The sequence below is a fragment of the Sphingomonas faeni genome, from assembly GCF_024273235.1.
GTDB classification, from domain to species: domain Bacteria; phylum Pseudomonadota; class Alphaproteobacteria; order Sphingomonadales; family Sphingomonadaceae; genus Sphingomonas; species Sphingomonas faeni_A.
In genome coordinates this window covers 69,147-88,172 of record NZ_JANBVH010000013.1, presented here as the reverse complement: position 1 = coordinate 88,172, position 19,026 = coordinate 69,147, and the positions used below count along the sequence as shown (strand labels likewise).

At 66.8% G+C, this 19,026-nt stretch carries 23 protein-coding genes; 11 read left to right on the top strand and 12 right to left on the bottom strand.

The genetic code is table 11. From position 1 onward, the window contains the following. Window positions 1-83: 83 nt before the first annotated feature. On the top strand, window positions 84-248 hold the full coding sequence (locus NLI89_RS09260) for a hypothetical protein (protein ID WP_254686775.1): 165 nt from the start codon (window positions 84-86) through the stop codon (window positions 246-248). A 101-nt stretch (window positions 249-349) separates the two neighbouring features. Here NLI89_RS09260 and NLI89_RS09255 read toward each other — a convergent pair whose 3' ends face one another. Further along, window positions 350-1,675: an MFS transporter gene (locus tag NLI89_RS09255; protein ID WP_254686774.1), complete on the bottom strand. Its 1,326-nt coding sequence runs from the start codon at window positions 1,673-1,675 to the stop codon at window positions 350-352. Window positions 1,676-1,789: 114 nt separating this feature from the next. Between NLI89_RS09255 and pgsA the strand changes: the two genes are divergently transcribed. Genes pgsA through NLI89_RS09240 form a run of 3 tightly spaced genes read left to right on the top strand, consistent with a single transcriptional unit; the run spans window position 1,790 to window position 3,050 of the window. Continuing rightward, entirely contained in the window at window positions 1,790-2,341 is a 552-nt protein-coding gene (pgsA, locus tag NLI89_RS09250; protein WP_128454207.1) for a CDP-diacylglycerol--glycerol-3-phosphate 3-phosphatidyltransferase, read from the top strand. Between the two features lie 2 nt (window positions 2,342-2,343). Continuing rightward, window positions 2,344-2,604, top strand: coding sequence for a molybdopterin converting factor subunit 1 (moaD, locus tag NLI89_RS09245; protein ID WP_254686773.1), 261 nt, complete (start codon window positions 2,344-2,346; stop codon window positions 2,602-2,604). Next, a complete protein-coding gene (locus tag NLI89_RS09240; RefSeq protein WP_254686772.1) occupies window positions 2,601-3,050 on the top strand; it encodes a molybdenum cofactor biosynthesis protein MoaE in 450 nt (149 codons plus the stop codon). Before moaD ends, NLI89_RS09240 begins: the two co-directional genes overlap by 4 nt. A gap of 108 nt (window positions 3,051-3,158) precedes the next feature. Here the strand turns inward: NLI89_RS09240 and NLI89_RS09235 are convergent, their stop codons facing one another. The 3 genes from NLI89_RS09235 to NLI89_RS09225 all read right to left on the bottom strand — a co-directional run bounded on the left by NLI89_RS09235 (window position 3,159) and on the right by NLI89_RS09225 (window position 5,709). Continuing rightward, window positions 3,159-3,800 carry a fasciclin domain-containing protein gene (locus tag NLI89_RS09235; RefSeq protein ID WP_254686771.1) on the bottom strand — a complete coding sequence of 214 codons (642 nt, stop codon included), beginning with the start codon at window positions 3,798-3,800 and terminating at the stop codon, window positions 3,159-3,161. 137 nt (window positions 3,801-3,937) lie between these two features. Then, window positions 3,938-4,561: a fasciclin domain-containing protein gene (locus NLI89_RS09230; RefSeq protein WP_254686770.1), complete on the bottom strand. Its 624-nt coding sequence runs from the start codon at window positions 4,559-4,561 to the stop codon at window positions 3,938-3,940. 245 nt (window positions 4,562-4,806) lie between these two features. Next, window positions 4,807-5,709 carry a hydrogen peroxide-inducible genes activator gene (locus NLI89_RS09225; RefSeq protein ID WP_128454212.1) on the bottom strand — a complete coding sequence of 301 codons (903 nt, stop codon included), beginning with the start codon at window positions 5,707-5,709 and terminating at the stop codon, window positions 4,807-4,809. Between the two features lie 147 nt (window positions 5,710-5,856). On the opposite strand from NLI89_RS09225, the gene NLI89_RS09220 reads away from it, so the two are divergent. Together NLI89_RS09220 and NLI89_RS09215 are read left to right on the top strand one after the other, a co-directional pair. After that, the gene (locus NLI89_RS09220) at window positions 5,857-6,402 is read left to right on the top strand and encodes a peroxiredoxin (protein ID WP_128454213.1); all 546 of its coding nucleotides are present in this window, start codon (window positions 5,857-5,859) and stop codon (window positions 6,400-6,402) included. Between the two features lie 145 nt (window positions 6,403-6,547). Further along, on the top strand, window positions 6,548-7,066 hold the full coding sequence (locus tag NLI89_RS09215) for a carboxymuconolactone decarboxylase family protein (protein ID WP_254686769.1): 519 nt from the start codon (window positions 6,548-6,550) through the stop codon (window positions 7,064-7,066). 136 nt (window positions 7,067-7,202) lie between these two features. Here NLI89_RS09215 and NLI89_RS09210 read toward each other — a convergent pair whose 3' ends face one another. Beyond that, on the bottom strand, window positions 7,203-7,970 hold the full coding sequence (locus NLI89_RS09210; protein WP_439144498.1) for a sulfite exporter TauE/SafE family protein: 768 nt from the start codon (window positions 7,968-7,970) through the stop codon (window positions 7,203-7,205). A 173-nt stretch (window positions 7,971-8,143) separates the two neighbouring features. On the opposite strand from NLI89_RS09210, the gene epsC reads away from it, so the two are divergent. Next, window positions 8,144-8,836, top strand: coding sequence for a serine O-acetyltransferase EpsC (gene epsC / locus NLI89_RS09205; protein ID WP_254686767.1), 693 nt, complete (start codon window positions 8,144-8,146; stop codon window positions 8,834-8,836). A 13-nt stretch (window positions 8,837-8,849) separates the two neighbouring features. Further along, entirely contained in the window at window positions 8,850-9,188 is a 339-nt protein-coding gene (locus NLI89_RS09200; protein ID WP_254686766.1) for a DUF2794 domain-containing protein, read from the top strand. Between the two features lie 134 nt (window positions 9,189-9,322). On the opposite strand, the gene pncB is transcribed toward NLI89_RS09200, so the two are convergent. After that, window positions 9,323-10,627, bottom strand: a complete 1,305-nt coding sequence (gene pncB / locus NLI89_RS09195) for a nicotinate phosphoribosyltransferase (RefSeq protein WP_254686765.1) — start codon at window positions 10,625-10,627, stop codon at window positions 9,323-9,325. Between the two features lie 82 nt (window positions 10,628-10,709). On the opposite strand from pncB, the gene NLI89_RS09190 reads away from it, so the two are divergent. Continuing rightward, complete coding sequence (locus NLI89_RS09190; RefSeq protein WP_254686764.1) at window positions 10,710-11,318, top strand: isochorismatase family protein; 609 nt, start codon at window positions 10,710-10,712, stop codon at window positions 11,316-11,318. Window positions 11,319-11,489: 171 nt separating this feature from the next. On the opposite strand, the gene NLI89_RS09185 is transcribed toward NLI89_RS09190, so the two are convergent. Beyond that, window positions 11,490-12,785: a glycoside hydrolase family 130 protein gene (locus NLI89_RS09185; RefSeq protein ID WP_254686810.1), complete on the bottom strand. Its 1,296-nt coding sequence runs from the start codon at window positions 12,783-12,785 to the stop codon at window positions 11,490-11,492. A gap of 204 nt (window positions 12,786-12,989) precedes the next feature. Here NLI89_RS09185 and NLI89_RS09180 point away from each other — a divergent pair, with 204 nt between their 5' ends. Together NLI89_RS09180 and NLI89_RS09175 are read left to right on the top strand one after the other, a co-directional pair. Then, the gene (locus tag NLI89_RS09180; protein WP_187502775.1) at window positions 12,990-13,175 is read left to right on the top strand and encodes a hypothetical protein; all 186 of its coding nucleotides are present in this window, start codon (window positions 12,990-12,992) and stop codon (window positions 13,173-13,175) included. Window positions 13,176-13,210: 35 nt separating this feature from the next. After that, window positions 13,211-13,831: a hypothetical protein gene (locus NLI89_RS09175; RefSeq protein ID WP_254686763.1), complete on the top strand. Its 621-nt coding sequence runs from the start codon at window positions 13,211-13,213 to the stop codon at window positions 13,829-13,831. Window positions 13,832-13,943: 112 nt separating this feature from the next. On the opposite strand, the gene NLI89_RS09170 is transcribed toward NLI89_RS09175, so the two are convergent. From NLI89_RS09170 to NLI89_RS09150, 5 genes are all read right to left on the bottom strand, one after another. Then, window positions 13,944-14,735: an EF-hand domain-containing protein gene (locus NLI89_RS09170; RefSeq protein WP_254686762.1), complete on the bottom strand. Its 792-nt coding sequence runs from the start codon at window positions 14,733-14,735 to the stop codon at window positions 13,944-13,946. An 89-nt stretch (window positions 14,736-14,824) separates the two neighbouring features. Beyond that, the gene (locus NLI89_RS09165; RefSeq protein ID WP_254686761.1) at window positions 14,825-16,198 is read right to left on the bottom strand and encodes a sensor histidine kinase; all 1,374 of its coding nucleotides are present in this window, start codon (window positions 16,196-16,198) and stop codon (window positions 14,825-14,827) included. Further along, window positions 16,195-16,920, bottom strand: coding sequence for a response regulator (locus NLI89_RS09160; protein WP_254686760.1), 726 nt, complete (start codon window positions 16,918-16,920; stop codon window positions 16,195-16,197). Before NLI89_RS09160 ends, NLI89_RS09165 begins: the two co-directional genes overlap by 4 nt. A 144-nt stretch (window positions 16,921-17,064) precedes the next feature. After that, on the bottom strand, window positions 17,065-17,490 hold the full coding sequence (locus NLI89_RS09155; protein WP_254686759.1) for a DUF4112 domain-containing protein: 426 nt from the start codon (window positions 17,488-17,490) through the stop codon (window positions 17,065-17,067). 5 nt (window positions 17,491-17,495) lie between these two features. Continuing rightward, window positions 17,496-19,010 (bottom strand): ABC transporter substrate-binding protein, encoded by a 1,515-nt coding sequence (locus NLI89_RS09150; protein WP_368077258.1) that lies wholly within the window; start codon window positions 19,008-19,010, stop codon window positions 17,496-17,498. Window positions 19,011-19,026: the final 16 nt, after the last annotated feature.

Below are 19,026 nucleotides of genomic sequence, written 5' to 3'. Positions count from 1 at the left end.
ATTCCGTCCCATTCCCGGACGGGGCCGATTTAACCATTTTTGCGACTGGTCGAATTAGTAAACGCGGCGTTAACGTTTGCATCATGACCAGACGCCTAGTCCTCACCAACGAAGCCGCCCGTCATCCGCTGCGCCGGTCGTTGCCGCCGCCGGTGGTCGCGGCGGCGAAGAACGACGATCAGGACGTGAAGCTGTTTTTCCTGAGCTTCGCGGCGTTCTTCACCTGTTTCTACAGCTTTTTTTTTTGAGGGTATTCCGTTCGCCCTGAGCGAAGTCGAAGGGCTAGTCCCGGGCGAAGGTGCTTCGACTTCGCTCAGCACGAACGGAAGAGGGTGGCCGGGAGAACTGGCTACCGTCTTAACGTCGGCAAGCACCCGCCGACATCGTCGTCGCACGCGCGGTGCAGCTTCTGCGCGAGCCATGCCGAGACGAGGCACATCGCCGCGACCAGGAACAGCATGTCCTCCGGCGAGACGCCCATCGCGGTGATGCCGATGACCAAAATCGAGCCGATCGTCATCGCACCCGAATTGACGACGTTGTTCGCGGCCACGGTGCGCGCGGTCTGGTCCTTCTCGACGGTCGTCGTCAGGAACGCATAGAGCGGCACCACGAACATCCCGCCGGTGATCGCGATCGCCAGCAACGTCCCGAGCACGGGGATCGCGCCGGGCTGGCGGATGAACCCCGCCCAGTCGTAAAACTGACCGGCCGGCGCCGGCGTCCAGGTCCGCGCGAGGAACGAGAACAGCACGACGAAGCCGCCCATCGCGATCACCGACGCGGGCGAGAACTTCGCCGAGATCCGCCCGCGCAGCATCGTGTTGATCACCACCGAGCCGATCGCGACGCCGACCGAAAACACCGCGATCACGAAGCTCGCGACCCGCTCGTCGGCGGTCAGCACGTTCTTGACCAGCGGCGGGAAGACGATGATCAGCACCGCGCCGATCGTCCAGAAAAAGCTGATCGCGACGATCGCGAGGAACAGCCGCGGGATGTGCAGCGTCGCGCTGATCAGTCGCCACGACGCGGTGAACGGGTTGTAGTCCAGCTTCAGCGGCGGTCCTTCGCGCGGCGCGGGGGGCACCTGCCGGCCGGCGAACCAGCCGACCAGCGCGACGATCAGCACGCCGGCGGCGGCGCCCTCGATCGGGATCCAGCCGGCAGTCACGGTGCCGAGCAGAATCGCGAGATACGTCCCCGCCTCGACCAGCCCGGTGCCGCCGAGCACGTCGCAGGGCTTCAGATGCTGCGGCAGGATCGCGTATTTGATCGGCCCGAAGAACGTCGAATGGACACCCAGGCACAGCACCGCGCCGAGCATCAACCCGATTCCCAGCGACGGATGTCCGGCGCGCGCGACCATCAGTCCGGTCGCGCCGAGCAGCATGATGCCGATCTCGACGGTCTTCACGATCCGGATGATCCGCGCCTTGTCGTGGCTGTCCGCCAATTGCCCGGCGAGCGCGGACAGCAGGAAGAACGGCAGGATGCCGAGTCCCGTCGCCAGCGCGTTGAAGTTCGCCTCCATTTTCGGGTCGTTGAAGACCGCATAGGTGGCGAACAGGACCATCGAAGTCTTGAACAGATTATCGTTGAACGCGCCGAGAAACTGCGTGGTGAACAGGGGCAGGAAGCGACGTTGCTTCAGCAACCCGAGGGCATTGAGCATGCGAGAAATCGCCCAGATCGTTGCGAAAATACGCCAAACCCTTAGCCCAGCGTCATGCTCACGCCAACGTTTAAACCGGTTTCGCCGCGCGGCCGACCGGTATAGAGGTGGTGGGTGCTGAGCTTGCCTAACCTCCTGACATTGTCGCGGATCGTCGCGGTGCCCCTGCTGGTCTGGTTCCTGTGGTGGCCCGACTGGGAGGCGGGCTACGGCATCGCCTTCGTGCTGTACTGCCTGATGGGCATCACCGATTATTTCGACGGTTATCTCGCGCGGTCGAGCGGCGCTGTATCGCGGCTGGGGATCTTCCTCGATCCGATCGCCGACAAGATCATGGTCGCCGCGGTGATCCTGATCCTGGTCGGCACGCGCGATATTCCCGGCGTCCACGTGATCGCCGCGCTCGTAATCCTGCTGCGCGAGATCGCGGTGTCGGGGCTGCGCGAGTTCCTGGCGCAGGTGCAGGTGTCCGTTCCCGTATCGCAGTTGGCGAAGTGGAAGACGACGCTGCAACTCGTGTCGCTCGGCGGGATCATCCTCGGCGGCGCGGTGCCCGAGATGGTCTGGGTGCATAATGTCGGTATCGTCGCCTTGTGGGGCGCGGCCGTCCTTACCGTGTTGACCGGGTGGGATTATCTCCGCGTCGGCCTGAAGCACATGGACTGACGATGGCGACGATACGGATGGTGTATTTCGCCTGGGTGCGCGAGCGCATCGGCACGGGCGAGGAGATGGTCGAGCCGCCCGCGAGCGTCGCGACGGTCGCCGACCTGGTCGACTGGCTGGCGGAAACCAGTGCCGGCCATGCCGAAGCGTTCGAGAATCGCTCGCGGTTGCGCGCGGCGGTCGATCAGGAGTTCGTGCCGCTCGATACGCCGATCGGTCGGGCGCAGGAGATCGCGATCTTCCCACCGGTGACCGGCGGATGATCCATATCTCGGTCCGGCATTCGCCGATCGATATCGCGGCAGAGATGACGCGCGCCGAAGCGGCCGGGGCCGGGGCGGTGGCGACCTTTACCGGGCTCGTCCGCGCGGATGATGGCGTGGGTACGCTCGAGCTCGAACATTATCCCGGGGCGACCGAAGCGGCGTTGCTGAAGGTTGCCGAGGGGGCGATCGAACGCTGGGGGCTGAGCGCGGCGATCATCGTCCACCGGGTCGGGCCGATGCAGCCGGGCGAGCGGATCGTGTTCGTCGCGGCGACGGCGGCGCACCGTGGCGCGGCGCTGGAAGCCTGTGCGTATCTGATCGATCGCTTGAAGACCGACGCGCCGTTCTGGAAGCGCGAAACGCGAGGGGCTGAAGCGAGCTGGGTCGAAGCGCGCGATGGCGATCACACGGCAGCTGCACGCTGGGATCAGCCTCAGAGCTAAACTAAAGAATGCTCTCCCGCGAAGTCGGGAACCCAGACTGGGTCCCCGCCTTCGCGGAGAAACAAGAAACGGGCCGCGGCCTTTGTAAGGCTGCGGCCCGCAATGCCATTAGCCGAGCTTCGGAACGCTCATGCCGTTGGTCAAGTGGACGACGCCGTTCGTCTCCTTGATGTCGGCCGTGTCGACGTACGACTTGATCCCGGCGGTGTCGGTCAGCTCGATGTTGCCGTTCGGGCCCAGCGAGGCGATCAGCGGCTGGCCCGCGAGCGTGGTCAGCGTCGCCTTGCCACCGCCGGCGGTGATCTGCGCCTTGAGCTGGTCCGAGGTCACTGCGCCGGCAACGACGTGATACTTGATGATCGTCGCAAGCGTCGGCGCCGACTCGGGCTTCAGCAGCGTATCGAGTGCGCCGGCCGGCAGGCGGGTGAACGCCTCGTCGCTCGGCGCGAACACGGTGAACGGGCCGGGGCCTGCCAGCGTCGTCTCGAGCTTGGCCGCCGTCACCAGCTTGGTCAGCGTCGCGCGGTTCGGCAGCGTCGGCAGCGCGGCGGCGATCGTCGTCGTCGGCGCGGCGGTCGGTGCGGCCGGAGCCCCAGTCGCAGGCGCTGCCTGCGGCGTGGCGGTGGTGGCTGGCGCCGTCTGCGCCGGTGCTGCGGGCGCCGCAGGCGTCGTCGTTGTCTGTGCGGTAGCACCAGCGGCGAAGATCATGCTCGATGCGGCAGCAATCAGAAGGTTCGTCTTAACAGTCATGTGCGACTCCAAATATAATTGATGGGACGATTAGAAACTCGAACGAAAAAGTTAGGTATGAGATCGGCCCGTCTTCAATGTTTTGGCGGACCAGCCGCGCCATCGATGCGACGAACCGAGCCCGACAGTCGTGCCGATCAGCTCAATTTCGGCACGATTACGCCGTTGACGACATGCACCACGCCATTCGACTGGCGCACGTCTGCGGTCTCGACATAACTCTTGTTGCCGTTGACGTCGGTCAGGGTGATGACCGCGCCGACCAGCGTCGCGGTGATCGGATCGCCCTCGACCGTGGTCAACGTCGCCGTCCCACCGCCGGCCGCAATGCGCTGGCGCAGGTCGTCGGCGGTGATCGCGCCTGGCACGACATGATAGGTCAGGACCTTGGTGAGCGAGGCCTTGTTCTCGGGCTTCAACAGCGTGTCGACCATCCCCGGTGCGAGCCGCCCGAACGCGTCGTTGGTCGGCGCGAACACCGTGAACGGCCCCGGACCCGACAGCGTGCCGACCAGATCGGCGGCCTTCACAGCAGCGACCAGCGTCGAGAGATTGGGGGCGGCGGACGCGTTGTCGACGATCGTCCGGGTGGCCATCATCGGCACGCCGCCGACGGTGGGATTGGCGACCGCGGGAGGGCCGTTCGGCACCGCCAGCGCGGGGTTGGTCGACGGACTCGCCACGTCGTCCTTCGATTTGCCACTGCACGCAGCGAGTGTCAGCGCACTCGTCATCAGCAGTAGCGGAAGCGTCTTCGACATCATCGGGTCTCCAGCGGGAAGTTCGAAAGATACGATCGAACGCCGAGTTGGTTGCGCACCCGTGCCAATCTCGGGGTGGGCGGATGTCCAGGAACTGAACGGGCGGGCCTGAAGCGCAACGGTCTCCCATCCCTGAAAGGGAGGGGCTGGGGGTGGGTAGGCCTGCTTGTGTCGCAACGTCGCCCGATACGGAACCCGACCCACCCCCAACCCCTCCCTTTCAGGGATGGGGGCAGAAGCGGGGTCTATTGAACGTCGGCCAGCGCCTTCGCCATCAGCCTAAAGTCTTTCTCCCGCGGGCTCGCCCGACGCCAGACCAGCGCGATCCGCCGCACCGCGTTGATCTCGTCGAGCGGCCGCGCGGTGATGTTGGTGTTGTCGAGGATACCCGCCTTCAGCGCCATCTCGGGCAGCATCGTGATGCCGAGCCCGTTGTCGACCATCTGCACGATCGTATGCAGCGACGTCCCCAGCATCGTCGCCTCCGCGCGCAGTTCGGGCCGGTTGCACGCGCCGAGCGCATGATCCTTCAGGCAATGCCCGTCCTCGAGCAGCAGAAGCCGCGTCTCGTCGATCGCCGACGCGGGGATCGCGGGCAGCGCCGACGGCACTTCGCCCGACGGATAGGCGACGAACAGCCGATCCTCGAACAGCGTCTCCGACGTGACCTCCCCGCAGGCATAGGGGAGGGCGAGCAGCACGCAATCGGTCCGGCCATTGTGCAGACCCTCGCACGCGGGACCACTCGGCTCCTCGCGAAGGAACAGCTTCAGGTCGGGATAATCCTTTCGCAACCGCGGCAAAATCCTGGGCAGCATGAACGGCGCGATCGTCGGGATGACGCTCATCCGCATGTCGCCCGACAGCGGCTGGCCGGCGGCGCGCGCCATGTCGCCCAGTTCCTCCGCCTCGCGCAGCACGCGCCGCGCCTTGTCGGCGATCGAATCACCCAGCGGGGTGAACCGCACGACCCGCCGCGTACGCTCGACCAGCACCACGCCGATCAGCGTTTCCAGCTCGCGCAGGCCTGCGGACAGCGTCGACTGCGTCACGAAGCACGCCTCCGCCGCGCGCCCGAAATGACCATGGTCCTTCAGCGCGACCAGATATTGCAACTGTTTTAACGTGGGTAGGTACGTGGCTGCCATTAATCGCCTCAATCGATCATCGGATGATAAATAGACCGTTGGATCGATAACACCAGTCCCCATATACCGCATTGCACAACGAACGAGCGGGATACCCGCCGCCTGTGAGGATGCCTGGAGCCAAAGATTTTTCAGGAGGCTTCCATCATGTTGACCATCGGCGATCAGTTCCCATCGATGACCATTCCCGTCCAGCAGGGCGTTGCCGCGCTGCCCGCCGGCGAGACGCTCGATCTGACGACGGCGTATCCGGGCAAGTGGAAGGTGCTGTTCTACTGGCCGAAGGATTTCACCTTCGTCTGCCCGACCGAGATCGTCGGCTACAGCGACATCCGCAGCGATTTCGAGGACCGCGACGCCGTGCTCATCGGCGCATCGACCGACACCGCGCACGTCCACCTCGCCTGGCGCAAGTCGGACGCGGATCTGGCCGCAGCCGATTTCCCGTGGCTGGCGGATAACGGCGCCAAGCTCGCCGACGCGCTCGGCATCGTCGACAAGAACGAGCATGTCGCGTTCCGTGCGACCTTCATCATCGATCCGGACAACGTCATCCAGGCGGTCCAGGTCAACGGCCTGAACGTCGGCCGCAACCCCGCCGAGACGCTCCGCGTACTCGACGCGCTGCAGACCGACGAGCTCTGCCCGTGCAACTGGAACAAGGGCGACGACGTCCTCCAGCTGGCTGCGTAAGTAAAACTCTTCTTTCCCCTTCCCGCTCGCGGGAGGGGGCAGGGGGTGGGCCCGCGCGCTCCCCGGACGCATTCGTTCATGGTGAGCGCGGGCCCACCCCTCGGTCCCCTCCCGCCAGCGGGAGGGGAGGAAGAAAAAGAAGATCATGTCGCTCAAGGAATTCGCGGGCACGCTGCCCGAATACGCCAAGGACATCCGTCTCAACGTCGGTTCGCTCCTCAACGAGACGCACCTCAGCGACCAGCGCAAATACGGCCTGCTGCTGACCTGCGCGCATGGCTCGGGCTACAAGCCACTGGTCGAGGCCGCCGAAGCCGAATGCGCACCGAAACTCTCGCCCGAGGCTGCCAATGCAGCGCGTGCGGCGGCTGCGGTGATGGCGATGAACAACGTCTATTACCGGTTCACGCACCTCGCCGGTAACCAGGAATATCGCAACATGCCGGCCAAGCTGCGCATGAACGTGATCGGCCAGCCGGGCATCGACAAGGTCGATTTCGAGCTGTTCAGCCTCGCCGTGTCGGCGATGAACGGCTGCGGCATGTGCATCGACAGCCACGAGCAGATTTTGAAGAAGGCCGGCGTTACCGCGGAAGCGATCCAGACGTCGGTGCGGATCGGCGCGGTGATGGCCGCGGTTGCGACAGTCCACGCGACGCTTTGACCTGAAGACGGAAAGCCCCCCTCCCTGAAAGGGAGGGGATGGGGGTGGGTAGGCCCGCTTGTGTCGCAACGTCGCCTGATACGGAAACCGACCCACCCCCGACCCCTCCCTTCCAGGGAGGGGCAAGAATTAAAAATCAGTGCCAGATCGCGCGGTATAGCCCGAACAGGCTCGTGATCGTTAGGATCACGCCGACCATCACCATCAACGTCTTCGCCGGCACGCGTTTCGCCAGCAGCGCCCCGAAAGGTGCCGCCAGCACCCCGCCGATCAGCAGTCCCACCGTAGCCTGCGTAAACGCCGCCCAGCCGAGCTGCGTGATGAACGTCGCGGAAATCGTCGCGGTCAGGAAGAACTCCGCGGTATTGACCGTCCCGATCGTGGTCCGTGGCGCCGCGCCCTGCACGAGCAGGTTCGACGTCACCACCGGCCCCCAGCCGCCACCGCCCGCCGCGTCGAGGAACCCCCCGACCAGCCCCAGCGGCTCGACGATCTTCGGCTCCTTCTGCTTGGGCGGATAGCGAAGCCCACGGTACAGCAAATACACGCCGATCGACGTCAGATACGCGAGGATGAACGGTTTCGCCGTGCTCGCGTCGATGTTCGACAGCACGTATGCGCCCAGCACGCCGCCGATCACACCCGGGATCATCAGCCGCAGGAACAGCGTCCAGTTGACGTTCTTGTGCAGCACATGGCTGATCCCCGACACCGCGGTCGTGAACGTCTCGACGGTATGCACCCCCGCCGACGCCGCGGCTGGCGGCACGCCCACCCACAGCAGCAGCGTGTTCGAGATCACGCCGAACGCCATACCCAGCGCACCGTCGACGACCTGCGCCGCGAACCCGACGAGGATGAAGGGCAGGAGCGTCTCGAAGCTCAAGGTCGTCAGGTCGAACATCGGCATTCCCTCGTTGTCGAACCCAAACTGCAACGCGCGGGCTTATCCCACAACAAAGATAGGCTTTACCCCGATCCCAACGAGGAGAAGCCGCCTCCGATCCCCTTGCGGACCCGGTTCTGGAAATCGGCCGTTCGATACCCTAGATACGGACATCGCGAAGGGGACTGCGCATGTCGAGCGGATTACTGGCCTATTTGGATTCGATCCGCGCCCGCGATCCGGCCCCCCATTCGCGCGCCGAGATCATGCTGTATCCGGGCGTCTGGGCGCTCGGCTATCACCGCATCGCGCACCGCCTGTACAAGGCGAAACTGTATTTCCTCGCGCGGTGCGTCAATCACTGGTCGCGCTTCACGACCGCGATCGACATCCATCCGGGCGCGACGATCGGTCGCAATTTCTTCATCGACCACGGCTTCGTGGTGATCGGCGAGACGGCGGAGATCGGCGATGACGTCACGATCTACCAGTGCGTCACGCTGGGCGGCACCAGTCCCGACAACGGCGTCCAGGGCAAGCGCCACCCGACCATCTCCGACGGCGCGATCATAGGTTCGGGCGCGCAGGTGCTCGGCCCGATCACGCTCGGCAAGCGCTCGCGCGTCGGTGCCAACGCGGTCGTCACGCGCGACGTGCCGGCGGGCACGACGGTGGTCGGCATTCCCGCGCGTGCAACCACGATCGAGGGCGGCAACGCACCCGAAATGCCGCGATTCGTGCCTTACGGTACGCCGTGCAGCGAAGCATTCGACCCTGCCACGCAGAAAATGGAGCTCATGCGCTGCGAGTTGGAGACGATGCGCAAGCGTCTCGACGCACTGCTCGCCGAAGATCGTCCAGAGGACCGGCGCGACCGAGCATGAGGGTGGCGAACTGATGGGCGTCGTGCCGTTCCCGACACCGTCCAAGGCGACGCAGGTCGGCTTCGAACGCCTCGAACTCAATCGGATTCTCGATCTCTACGGCCGGATGGTCGCCGCCGGCCATTGGCGTGACTATGCGATCGATCTCGGCAAGGACGCCGCAGTCTTCGCTGCCTTCCGTCGCGCCGCCGAACGCCCGGAGTTCAGGATCGAGAAGCGCCCGGCGCTGCGCAACAAGCAAGGCATGTGGGCGCTGATCGGCGAAGCCGGCGCGGTGGTGAAACGCGGGCACGAACTGGGCCCGGTGCTGGCTCCGGTCGAGCGGCGTTTAATGAAACTGGTCGAGGACTAGGGAGTATGTTGCTCCCCTCCCTGAAAGGGAGGGGCTGGGGGTGGGTAGGTCGGCTCGTGCCGCAATGTCGCCCAATACGGAAACCGACCCACCCCCAACCCCTCCCTTCCAGGGAGGGGAGCAGAATTACGCCCTCACACCAGCACCGGCGCGCTCGCCCTGTCCGCTTCCCCGAACACCCGCAGGTAGCGCTCGATCTCCGCCGGTTCCCCGGTAGCCTTCGCCGGATTATCCGACAGCTTCACCGCCGGTCGCCCGTTCGCCGCGATCACCTTGCAGACCAGCGAAATCGGCTCCAGCGCCGCCGCGCCGTCCGGATCGCAGCCGCGGAAATCGTTGGTCAGGTTGGTCCCCCAGCCGAAGCTCATCCGCACGCGGCCATGAAAATGCCGATAGGTCTGCTCGATCGTGTCGATGTCCATGCCGTCGGAGAAGATCAGCAGCTTGGTCTTCGGATCGACGCCCTGCTCCTCCCACCAGCGGATGATCTGCTCGCCGCCCGCGATCGGCGGCGCGCTGTCGGGACGGAAACCGGTCCACTCCGCCAGCCAGTGCGGCGCGTGGCGCAGGAACGCGGTCGTCCCGAACGCGTCGGGCAGCGCGATCAGCAGATTGCCGTTATAATGCTGCCGCCAATGCTCGAGCACGCGGTACGGCGCTTCGGCGAGTTCGGCATCACTCTCGGCCAGCGCGGCGGTCACCATCGGCAGTTCGTGCGCGTTGGTGCCGATCGCCTCGAGGTCGGCATCCATCGCCAGCAGCACGTTCGAGGTGCCGATGAACCGGTCGCCGAGCCCTTCCTTCAGCGCCTCGACGCACCAGCGCTGCCACAGGAACCCATGCCGCCGCCGCGTGCCGAAATCCGACAGGACGAGGTCGGGCAGCTCGCGCAGGCGCTCCACCTTTTCCCACAGCTTGGCCTTGGCGCGCGCGTAGACGATGTCGAGCGCGAACCGCCCGCGGTCGCGCAGGGCCGCGCGCGATTTCAGCTCGTTGATGATCGTCAGCGCGGGGATCTCCCACATCGTCGTGTGGCTCCACGGCCCCTCGAAATGCAGCTCATACTGCCCGTCGACCTGGCGCAGATCGTATGCCGGCAACTGGAACTCGGCGAGCCAGGCGAGAAACTCGGGCCCGAACATCTTCTGCTTGCCGTAGAAGCTGTTGCCCGCAAGCCAGATCAGCTCCTTCTTCGCGAACCGCAGCGTCCGCGCGTGATCGAGCTGCGCGCGCAACTCGGTTTCGTCGACGATCTCGGCCAGCCGCACGGTCTTCGTCCGGTTGATCAGTGCGAAGGTGGCGGTGACGTCCGGATAGGCGTGCCGGATCATCTGCAACATCAGCAGCTTGTAGAAATCGGTATCGAGCAGGCTGCGCACGATCGGATCGAGCCGGAAATTGTGATTATACGTCCGGGTGGCGATATCGGTCACGGCCATGCGCGCGGGCTCCTGCGTTGCGAGTGCTGCGGGTGTCCGAGAAGACGCGAGTGTGTCAAGCAGCGGCCAAAGGAGACGGGCGATGGCGCGGTTCGTGGTCGTGGTGGATACGCAGTGGGATTTCATGGCGGGCGAGGGCGCGCTGAGCGTGGCCGGAGCGGCGGCCTTGGTCGCGCCGATGCAGGCGTGGCTGGCGGCGCTGAAGCCCGAGGATACGACGGGCGTTCTCTTCACCTTCGATACGCATTTCGTCGAGACCTATGCCGCATCGCCCGAGGCGGCGATGTTTCCGATCCACTGCGTTCGCGGCACGCAAGGGTGGCGCAACATGCTCGACGTGGCACTGATCGATGCGGCGATTCCAGCGTGGCGGATCGAGAAGGGGGTGTTCGATATGTGGGCCGAGCCGGACCTGGCGATCGAGGACGCGCGGGATTCCGACCGACCGACGACACCGCGGGAGGAGTTCTTCGCGGGGTTGGCGGCGAGCGGCGTCACGGACGTGACGGTGATCGGCGTCGCGGCGGATTATTGCGTCCGCTGGGCCGTCGAAGGCCTGATCGCGCGCGGCTTTGCGGTGACGGTGCCCGCTGGGCTTACGCGCGGTATCGAGCGCCAGATCGAGGCGGTCGCGACGGAGGATTTCGCTGGTGCGGCACTCGTCGTCCAACGGACTGAGTTTGCCGAATAGGACATAGCGACTAGGTATTCTCTGAACGATCCTCCCCCGCAAGGGGGAGGTGGCAGGCGTAGCCTGACGGAGGGGGAGGTAGGCGACCACGCTCGTTCCGTGTCCTCCCCCTCCGTCGCTTTCAGCGCCACCTCCCCCTGGCGGGGGAGGATCGATGAAGTGCCGCCCAAATCACGCCATGGCCGCAATCAATCGTCCCACGTCCACCGTCGCGAACGAGGCGAAATTGTCCGCCACGCCGAACGGCAGCAGCAGCGTGCGGTCATGGACGATCCCGCCACAGCTGTAGACGACGTTCGGCACATACCCGTCGCGTTCCTTCGGGCTCGGCACGATCAGCGGCTCCGTCATCCGTGCGAGCAGCCTGGTCGGATCGTCCCGGTCGAGCAGGCACGCGCCGACGCAGTAATTTCGGACGCTGCCGACGCCGTGGGTCAGCACCAGCCAGCCTTCGTCGATCTCGATCGGTGAGCCGCAATTGCCCATCTGGATGAATTCCCACGGCCATTTCGGCTCGACGATCTTGGTGCCGCCCTCCCAGGTCAGCAGGTCGTCCGAGCTGAGGAACCAGATATTCTCGTTGTCCTGCCGCCCGAGCATCGCGAAGCGCCCGTCGATCTTGCGCGGGAACAGCGCCATCCCCTTGGTGGCCGCGACCGCGCCGCGCATCGGCTGCATCTCGAACGTCTTGAAGTCCTCTCCCCGCAGCAGTTCGCAGCGCGTCTCGGACCCGCTGAACGCGGTGTAGGTGCCGAGATACTGAACCTCGCCGGCATCCTCGAACCGGACGAGGCGCAGATCCTCGATCCCCTGGCGCTGGCTCGGTAGGATCGGGAAGATCACCGTCTCCGATAATTCGCGGCTGCCGCTGCAATTCAACTGGGTCGGTCCGCCATCGGTCGCACCGCGGTCGGTCGGTGCTATCCGCGGCGGCACTGCGGTCCGGCTGGCGGGATCGACCGAAAAGCCGTCCTGCGGCGACCAGCGGCCGGTGCGGAACGTGACCGACGACACGTGACCCTCGCCGATCCCGCGCAGCGACAGGATGAAGCGGAGACCGTCGTCGGGCGCACCGGTCTGGTCGGGATGCAGCACCATGCTCGGGTTGAACAGCGCGGCGGCTTCGAACGAATATTCCCCGCTCAGATACGCGCCGATCAGGACTTGTTGGTCGCGCGTGATCTCGCGGGTGTCGTGCACCACTGCCATGACCTCACCGAAACGGTGGAGCAGCAGGTCGTCGACGTCGCGGTGGCGCTCGTCCAGCGATGCGGTGACGCGCTCGCGTTCGGCATGAAGCTCGTCGTGCGTCAGCGACAGCACGCGGTCGATCACGCGCTCGGCGCGGGGATGCCCCTCGACCTTGAACGGCCCGGGATATTCGATGTTGAACGGGCGGATCACGGTCCGCGACGGATCCGGGCGCAGCTGGATGTTGGAGAAGGTGACGAGATCGGCTTCGGCCATGATCGGCTCCACTGTGGCGGCGAGACACGGGGCGACGACACCGCGCTCGGGTCCGCCATGAACGCCGAAACCGGCGGCATGGCTACATGAAAACGGCGTCACGCGGGCGTGTGCAATGTGGCCGAAATACGGGGGACAAGTTTGACGGCCAGATCGCGGGTCCGATCTTTCGGCGATCGAGGCGGACGGGGGCAGACGTTGGAGATGCAGACATCAGGTGCGCGAACGCGACCATCGGCCGCCTGCGCGCTCGGCCGTCACACGCCGCGGTCGCGGCACCGCGACATCAAGGACGAGCCGATCCAGCGCTCGGCCTGCCGGCGGTGCGGCGCGACGATCGTCAAGTCCGCGGTCAGTCGCCGATGGATCGTTTCCGGATTGCTCGGCTGAGCCGGCGACCGCGTCAACACGAGGGGACTATCACCATGAAGACGACGACGAGATGGGCGGGGCCGTTGATGGGCGCCGCGGTGCTGGCGGTGTCGATGCCGGCGCGTGCGCAGGACCATATGGGCGGTAGAGGCCCCGGTCCGACGCCGGCGATGATCGCCCAGATGCAGGCGCAGATGCAGGCGCGCGAGGCCGACGATACCGCCCTGCTGCTGAACCTGCGCGCGGATCAACGCCCGGCCCTGATGGCGTTCCTCGCATCGATGACGCCGCCCCCGCCGCCATGGCGCGGGCCGATGCCCGGTGCTCCGATGCCCGGTGCGCCGGGGCAGGACGGGCCGAAGACGATGCCGCCAACCGACGGGTTCGCCCAGCAACTCGACCGGATGACGCAGGATGCGGCGCGGCGCTCGGCCGAGGATGCGAAGCGCATCGCCGCCGCACGCACCTTCTACGATTCGCTCGATCCGACCCAGCGTCGCGCGTTCGAGGCGCTGATGCGGGTGCGGCACGGCAGGGGGCCGGGGTTCGGTCCGATGGGTCCGGGTCCGATGGGGGCGGGGCCGATGGGGCCGGGGCCGATGGGAATGGGCCCGATGGGAATGGGAGGAGACGGTCCCCGCCCGCCGATGGGCAACATGCCACCGCGGCCTTGATCCGGCGAGCGTGACCGCACCGTCGCGCGGCACTTGGTTTCGTCGTTCCGGTTACTACGAGAACGGCGATAACGAGTGTCGGCGACGGTCGTCGTCGGGAACCGGAGCTACGTCAGGGCTCGCGCGGTTCCGGTGGCGGGACGACCGGCAGGTCCGAGCCGTTCCGCCACGTCTCGCCACCGGCGCGTGGCAGTTCGCCGCGGGTCAGCGCGCCGTCCCGGTTGCGGTCGAGCGCCGCGAACCGCGTCGTTGCCGCCTTGGCGAACTCGCCTGGATCGATCCCCCGGTTGAGATTGACGTCCGCCGCGATCACCGGCTCGGGCAGGTCGAAGAATCCGAAACGGGCCGCGCCGAGGCGCTCGTGGACGACGGCGCTCTTCTTGCCGTTGCCGTCGCCGCTGCCGAACTGCATGCCCTGGCCGCCAGCTCCACCACCGCCGGGACCGCCGCGACCGCGCCCGCCGCGTCCACCGCGCGGTCCGCCGCCCTCGGGCCCGGAGCCACGCCCGCCCGACGCAACGCGGATCTCGGGCACCAGGACGTTTTCATAAAAGGCGATGTCGTCGGGATCGATCTCGCCGTCCTTGCCGCGATCGAGCACCGCGAAGAACCGCGTGGCGTCGTGCTGGAATTCGGCCAGCGTGATCCGTCCGTCGCCATCGGCATCCGCGCCGGTAAACCACAGATCCTGTGCCGCCCCCGCGCGCGCCGATGCGCGGAACGGTTCGCCCATCGGACTGATGAAAAGCTGGCCCCTGCCACGCTCTGGGCCATGCTCTGGGCCACGGGCTGGACCGTTGCCGGGACCACGACCGGACGCGCCGCCCGGTCCGCCATGCCGCGAATCCTGCGTGGCGCATCCCGCCACCATGGCGGCGACGCCGATCATTAGGACGATACGCATGCAAAACTCCCTGCTGCCGGATCGTGCGTCAGACACGCCGATCATTGCCGCGATGTGTCCGGCTCAGACGGTCCGCTCAGACGGCTAACTCAGACGGGCAGCGTCACCACCGCGACGAGTCCGCCGCCAGGGCGGTTGGCGATGGTCGCGTCGCCGCCATGCCCGCGGGCCACCGCGCGAACGCTGGCAAGGCCAAGCCCGCTGCCGCCGGTATCGCGGTTGCGCGATTGTTCGGCGCGGAAGAAGGGCTCGAACGCCCGCGCCAAGTCCTGCGGCGCCATGCCGGGGCCGGTGTCCGACACTTCGATGATCGCGAGGCCGCGTTCGCGACGAAGCTGCACATCGGCATGGCCGGCATATTTGACCGCGTTGCCGACCAGGTTGGCGAGCACCGCCTTCAACGACGGCGCATCGCCCTCCATCGTCAGCGCTGCGCCCGGGTGCAGGACGACGGAATCACCACGGTCGGCAAAGTCGTCGGTGACGCTCTCGGCGAGCGATCGCAGGTCGAGCCGCTGCCGGCGGACATGGCGGGTCATGTCGCGGACGAACGCCATGGCCGAGCCGATCCGCTGGCTCATTTCCTGGATGTCGCCTTCGCTCGAGGCACGAATGTCGTCGGGCGCCTTTTCCAGCCGCAACGACAGCCGCATCAACGGCGTCCGCAGATCGTGCGCGACGGCCGCGATCAGCGTCGTCCGGTCCTCGACATACCGGTTCAGCCGCTCCTGCATGAGGTTGAAGGCGCTCGCGGCCTCGGCGATCTCCGGGGGGCCCGACACGCGCAGCGGATCGGTGCGCGGATCGCGACCGAGCCGTTCCGCGGCGGCAGCGAACAGACCGATCGGCTTTGCGACGCGGCGCGCCAGAGCCCAGGCAATCGGCGCGGCGACCGCCATCGCGACAAGGAACCAGAGTATGATCCGCATCCGCCACGGCCCGACCGTGTTGCGCGACGGGCGTATCACCAGCCATCGGCCGTTCGGCGCCTCGATCGAGACCACGAAGGGGCCGAACAGCGCGTTGTCGAACGACGGGGGCGGTGGCTGTCGGCGACCCATGCCCATCGGCAGCGGCGGACGAAGCGCACCGGCGAACATCGGCATCGCCGACCGCTCGGTATCCACGGTCACCTTGTCGCGGGCCAGCCCTAGATCGGTCGCGATCGACGCGGCCAGCCGGCTGTCGCGCGGATTGTCGCTCGGCCGCGGCGGGCCGGACGACAGTTCCGCCTTGAGCAATCCGCCCGGATCATGCCCGGTTCGCGCGACCGCGGCGACGCGGTTGGCGGTGAAGATCACCGGCATCGGCGGCGGAATCAGCAGCACGACCGCGAAGTTCAGGACCTGAACCAGCATGACCGTGCCGAGCATCAGCGCGAAGATGCGCAGGAACAGCGGCCAAGGACGCTGCATGCTGCCCTTCACCGGAGAAGCGCCGGCCGGCGTCAGCAGGGTCGTCACTGGCGCGCGACGCGCGGGACGAAGAAATAGCCTTCGTTGCGGATCGTCCGGATGATCTCGTCGCCGCGGGACCGGAGCTTGCGGCGCAACCGGCTGACCTGGACGTCGATCGCGCGATCGAACGCCTCGGTATCGGGGCCGCGTGCCGCCTCCAGCAGCGCATCGCGCGCCAGCACGCGGCGCGGCCGCTCGACGAAGACGCGCAGGACGGCGAACTCGCCATCGGTCAGGTCGATCAGCGTGCCCTCGGGATCGAGCAACTCGTGCGCCGCGAAATCCACTCGCCAGCCGAGGAACCCGAACGACCGGCTCTCGCCCGCATCCTGGATTTCGCGTGCCCGCAGCGCCGCGCGGACGGTCGCCAGGATCTCGCGTGGGCTGCACGGCTTGGACAGGTAATGGCTGGCGCCGATCTCGAGGCCCAGGATCCGATCGGGTTCGTCGCCCAGTGCGCTCAGCAGCACGACCGGCGGTGCGCCGACGCCCGCCAACCGACGACATACGGACAGGCCGTCTTCGCCGGGCATCATGACGTCGAGCAGGATCAGCGATACGCTGCGCCGTGCCAGGACGGCATCCATGTCACGCGCATTCGTGGCGGTTTCGACCTGATAGCCGTGCATGCCGAGGCTCTCGGCGAGCAGAGTGCGGATCATCTGGTCGTCGTCGACCACCAGCAACACGGGTTTGGCCGCATCGGGAAGAACGGAATTGGGATACATGGCGCGATCCTAATCCGGGCATGTGTTCGGTATGTTTCTGCGCCCGATGCCCGACAGGCAACGATGCTATGCCTACCGCGCGACGATGAAAAGCGCAGACGTCGCCACCTGCGAATGGGCCCGCCTGCGAACAGGGCTGCGCGATTATCCCTCGAGCGTGGTCGTCGACGGATGATGCTTGTCGAGATGGCGCTTGATGATCCGCAGGTTGCGCGTGTTCGAGCGGAAGAAGAAATCGGGGACCGCGCCGACGAATGGAATCATGCCGAGCGCCCAGTCGACGCCGACATTGCCGAACATCCGCGCCATCTGGAGCTTCGACATGCCGATGTTGCGCGCTTCCCAGACCATCCATCCGCCGATCGCGGCCGCAATCGTGCTGCCGGCGAACGGGATCAGGTCGAGCACGACGTCCATGCCGACCTTGCGATTGGTGCCGGGGATGACGAACAGCCCCTCCATCACGCGCTCCATCGCCTCGACGCGGCGGCGGACGGACAGCGCGTCCTTGCCCATCGGCAGTGTTTCCAGGATCGAGCCGGAGGCGATGCGGGTGACGCGAGGGTTCATCGCCATTAGTTGGTATCGGCGCGCAGCCGGTTCAACGGGTGCCACGCGCGCGGGTTGGCCTGCCATTGCCGCAGTCGTGGCGACACCAGCGACCAGCGCAGCGGACGCGCGAGGGGGATGAACGCGACGTCCTCGTTCAGCGCCGCATCCGCCGCCGCGATCCGCGCCCCGCGCTCGGCCAGCGTGGGTGCCTCGCGCGCTGCGTCGAGAGCGGCCTGCGCCACCTCGCCGCACACCACGCACGCGGTCGCCAGATACCAGCGCGCACTGTCATAGGGCGCGACCGCATCGACCAGCTTCAGGTCCGCGGCATCGCGCATGCCGACGCGTACCGGCGTGATTCCGACCGCGATCAGCGATGCGGCGACCTGCGCATAGAGAAGCGTGGCGCCGGGACCTGCCGGCAGCGCGATCCGCAGCGCGATCGGTCCACCAGTCCAGGCCGCGACCCTTTGCCTGGCTGCGGCACGGCGTTCGTCCTGCGTCAGCAGCGTCCAGGCGGGGACCTGTGGCAGCGCGGCGGAATCGAGGATGTCGGGCAGGATCCGATCGGCGGGATCCCAGGCGGGCGCGATCGCCGCGGTCAGCGCCGTGCGATCGATCGCCTCGGCCACCGCGGCACGGTTGGCAGGGTCGGCGAGGAACCCGTCGCGGCGAACGATCGCCAGACCGAACAGGCCGACCGCGGGATCGACGCGGACGTTGCCCGCGGCGATGTCGGTAGTCGCGAGCAAAGGCCAGTCGACGAAACTGCCGCCGCTGACCAGATCGGAATCGCGATTGGCGAACCGCGCGATCGCGCGCGCGGCACGTTCGCCGATCAGCCGTACGTCCTCCTCGGGCTTAGCCTCGCGCTGGTCGTCTGGATCGGCCTGGTTCGGATCGAAGGCGGGGCGCAACAGCGGCGCACGGCCACGGCGCAGGACGCGAAACGGACCGCTCCCGCCCGAGGGGCGCAGGCGCAGCAACGCGAGCTCGGGTTGCGCGAACAGCTTCAGCAGATCGGGGCGAGGGCGGGACAGCCGGACCTCGATCACCTGCGGCGTCATCACGACGATCTCGTCGATCGCGGTCAGGAACGGCGCGAGCGGATTGCGCGAGTTCGGCCCGATCTGGCGCTCCAGCATCGTCACCACCTGGTCCGCGGTGACCGGCGTACCGTCGCCCCAGTCGCCCTCGCGCAGGCGGAAGATGTAGCTCATGCCGCCGTCGATCACGATCCAGCGCTCGGCAAGGCCCGGCTCGATCTGCCCGGCGGCATCGAACCGCACGAGCCCCTGCGCGGTGGAGTCCATCATCAGGCGGGAAGGGGTGTCGAGAAGGACGCGGCTGGCATCGGCGACGCGGGGCGGTGCGCCGATCGCGCTGGCGACGACCACCCCGGTATCGGGCCGGCGATCGCACCCGCTCAGCGCGGCGGCGGACACCGCGATGCCGCCAGCCAGCAGGGCAGCCCGAATGGTGCGGACGGCGGGAGACTTCCCCGATGCCCCTGTAACCCGCAGAAAACCGAGCTTCACGTTCTCTTCACCGTCA

Coding starts and splice junctions, on each gene's coding strand:
- NLI89_RS09260 (WP_254686775.1), top strand. CDS start 84: ATGACCAGACGCCTAGTCCTCACCAACGAAGCCGCCCGTCATCCGCTG.
- NLI89_RS09255 (WP_254686774.1), bottom strand. CDS start 1,675: ATGCTCAATGCCCTCGGGTTGCTGAAGCAACGTCGCTTCCTGCCCCTG.
- moaD (WP_254686773.1), top strand. CDS start 2,344: ATGGCGACGATACGGATGGTGTATTTCGCCTGGGTGCGCGAGCGCATC.
- NLI89_RS09240 (WP_254686772.1), top strand. CDS start 2,601: ATGATCCATATCTCGGTCCGGCATTCGCCGATCGATATCGCGGCAGAG.
- NLI89_RS09235 (WP_254686771.1), bottom strand. CDS start 3,800: ATGACTGTTAAGACGAACCTTCTGATTGCTGCCGCATCGAGCATGATC.
- NLI89_RS09230 (WP_254686770.1), bottom strand. CDS start 4,561: ATGTCGAAGACGCTTCCGCTACTGCTGATGACGAGTGCGCTGACACTC.
- NLI89_RS09225 (WP_128454212.1), bottom strand. CDS start 5,709: ATGGCAGCCACGTACCTACCCACGTTAAAACAGTTGCAATATCTGGTC.
- NLI89_RS09220 (WP_128454213.1), top strand. CDS start 5,857: ATGTTGACCATCGGCGATCAGTTCCCATCGATGACCATTCCCGTCCAG.
- NLI89_RS09215 (WP_254686769.1), top strand. CDS start 6,548: ATGTCGCTCAAGGAATTCGCGGGCACGCTGCCCGAATACGCCAAGGAC.
- NLI89_RS09210 (WP_439144498.1), bottom strand. CDS start 7,970: ATGTTCGACCTGACGACCTTGAGCTTCGAGACGCTCCTGCCCTTCATC.
- epsC (WP_254686767.1), top strand. CDS start 8,144: ATGTCGAGCGGATTACTGGCCTATTTGGATTCGATCCGCGCCCGCGAT.
- NLI89_RS09200 (WP_254686766.1), top strand. CDS start 8,850: ATGGGCGTCGTGCCGTTCCCGACACCGTCCAAGGCGACGCAGGTCGGC.
- pncB (WP_254686765.1), bottom strand. CDS start 10,627: ATGGCCGTGACCGATATCGCCACCCGGACGTATAATCACAATTTCCGG.
- NLI89_RS09190 (WP_254686764.1), top strand. CDS start 10,710: ATGGCGCGGTTCGTGGTCGTGGTGGATACGCAGTGGGATTTCATGGCG.
- NLI89_RS09185 (WP_254686810.1), bottom strand. CDS start 12,785: ATGGCCGAAGCCGATCTCGTCACCTTCTCCAACATCCAGCTGCGCCCG.
- NLI89_RS09180 (WP_187502775.1), top strand. CDS start 12,990: ATGCAGACATCAGGTGCGCGAACGCGACCATCGGCCGCCTGCGCGCTC.
- NLI89_RS09175 (WP_254686763.1), top strand. CDS start 13,211: ATGAAGACGACGACGAGATGGGCGGGGCCGTTGATGGGCGCCGCGGTG.
- NLI89_RS09170 (WP_254686762.1), bottom strand. CDS start 14,735: ATGCGTATCGTCCTAATGATCGGCGTCGCCGCCATGGTGGCGGGATGC.
- NLI89_RS09160 (WP_254686760.1), bottom strand. CDS start 16,920: ATGTATCCCAATTCCGTTCTTCCCGATGCGGCCAAACCCGTGTTGCTG.
- NLI89_RS09155 (WP_254686759.1), bottom strand. CDS start 17,490: ATGAACCCTCGCGTCACCCGCATCGCCTCCGGCTCGATCCTGGAAACA.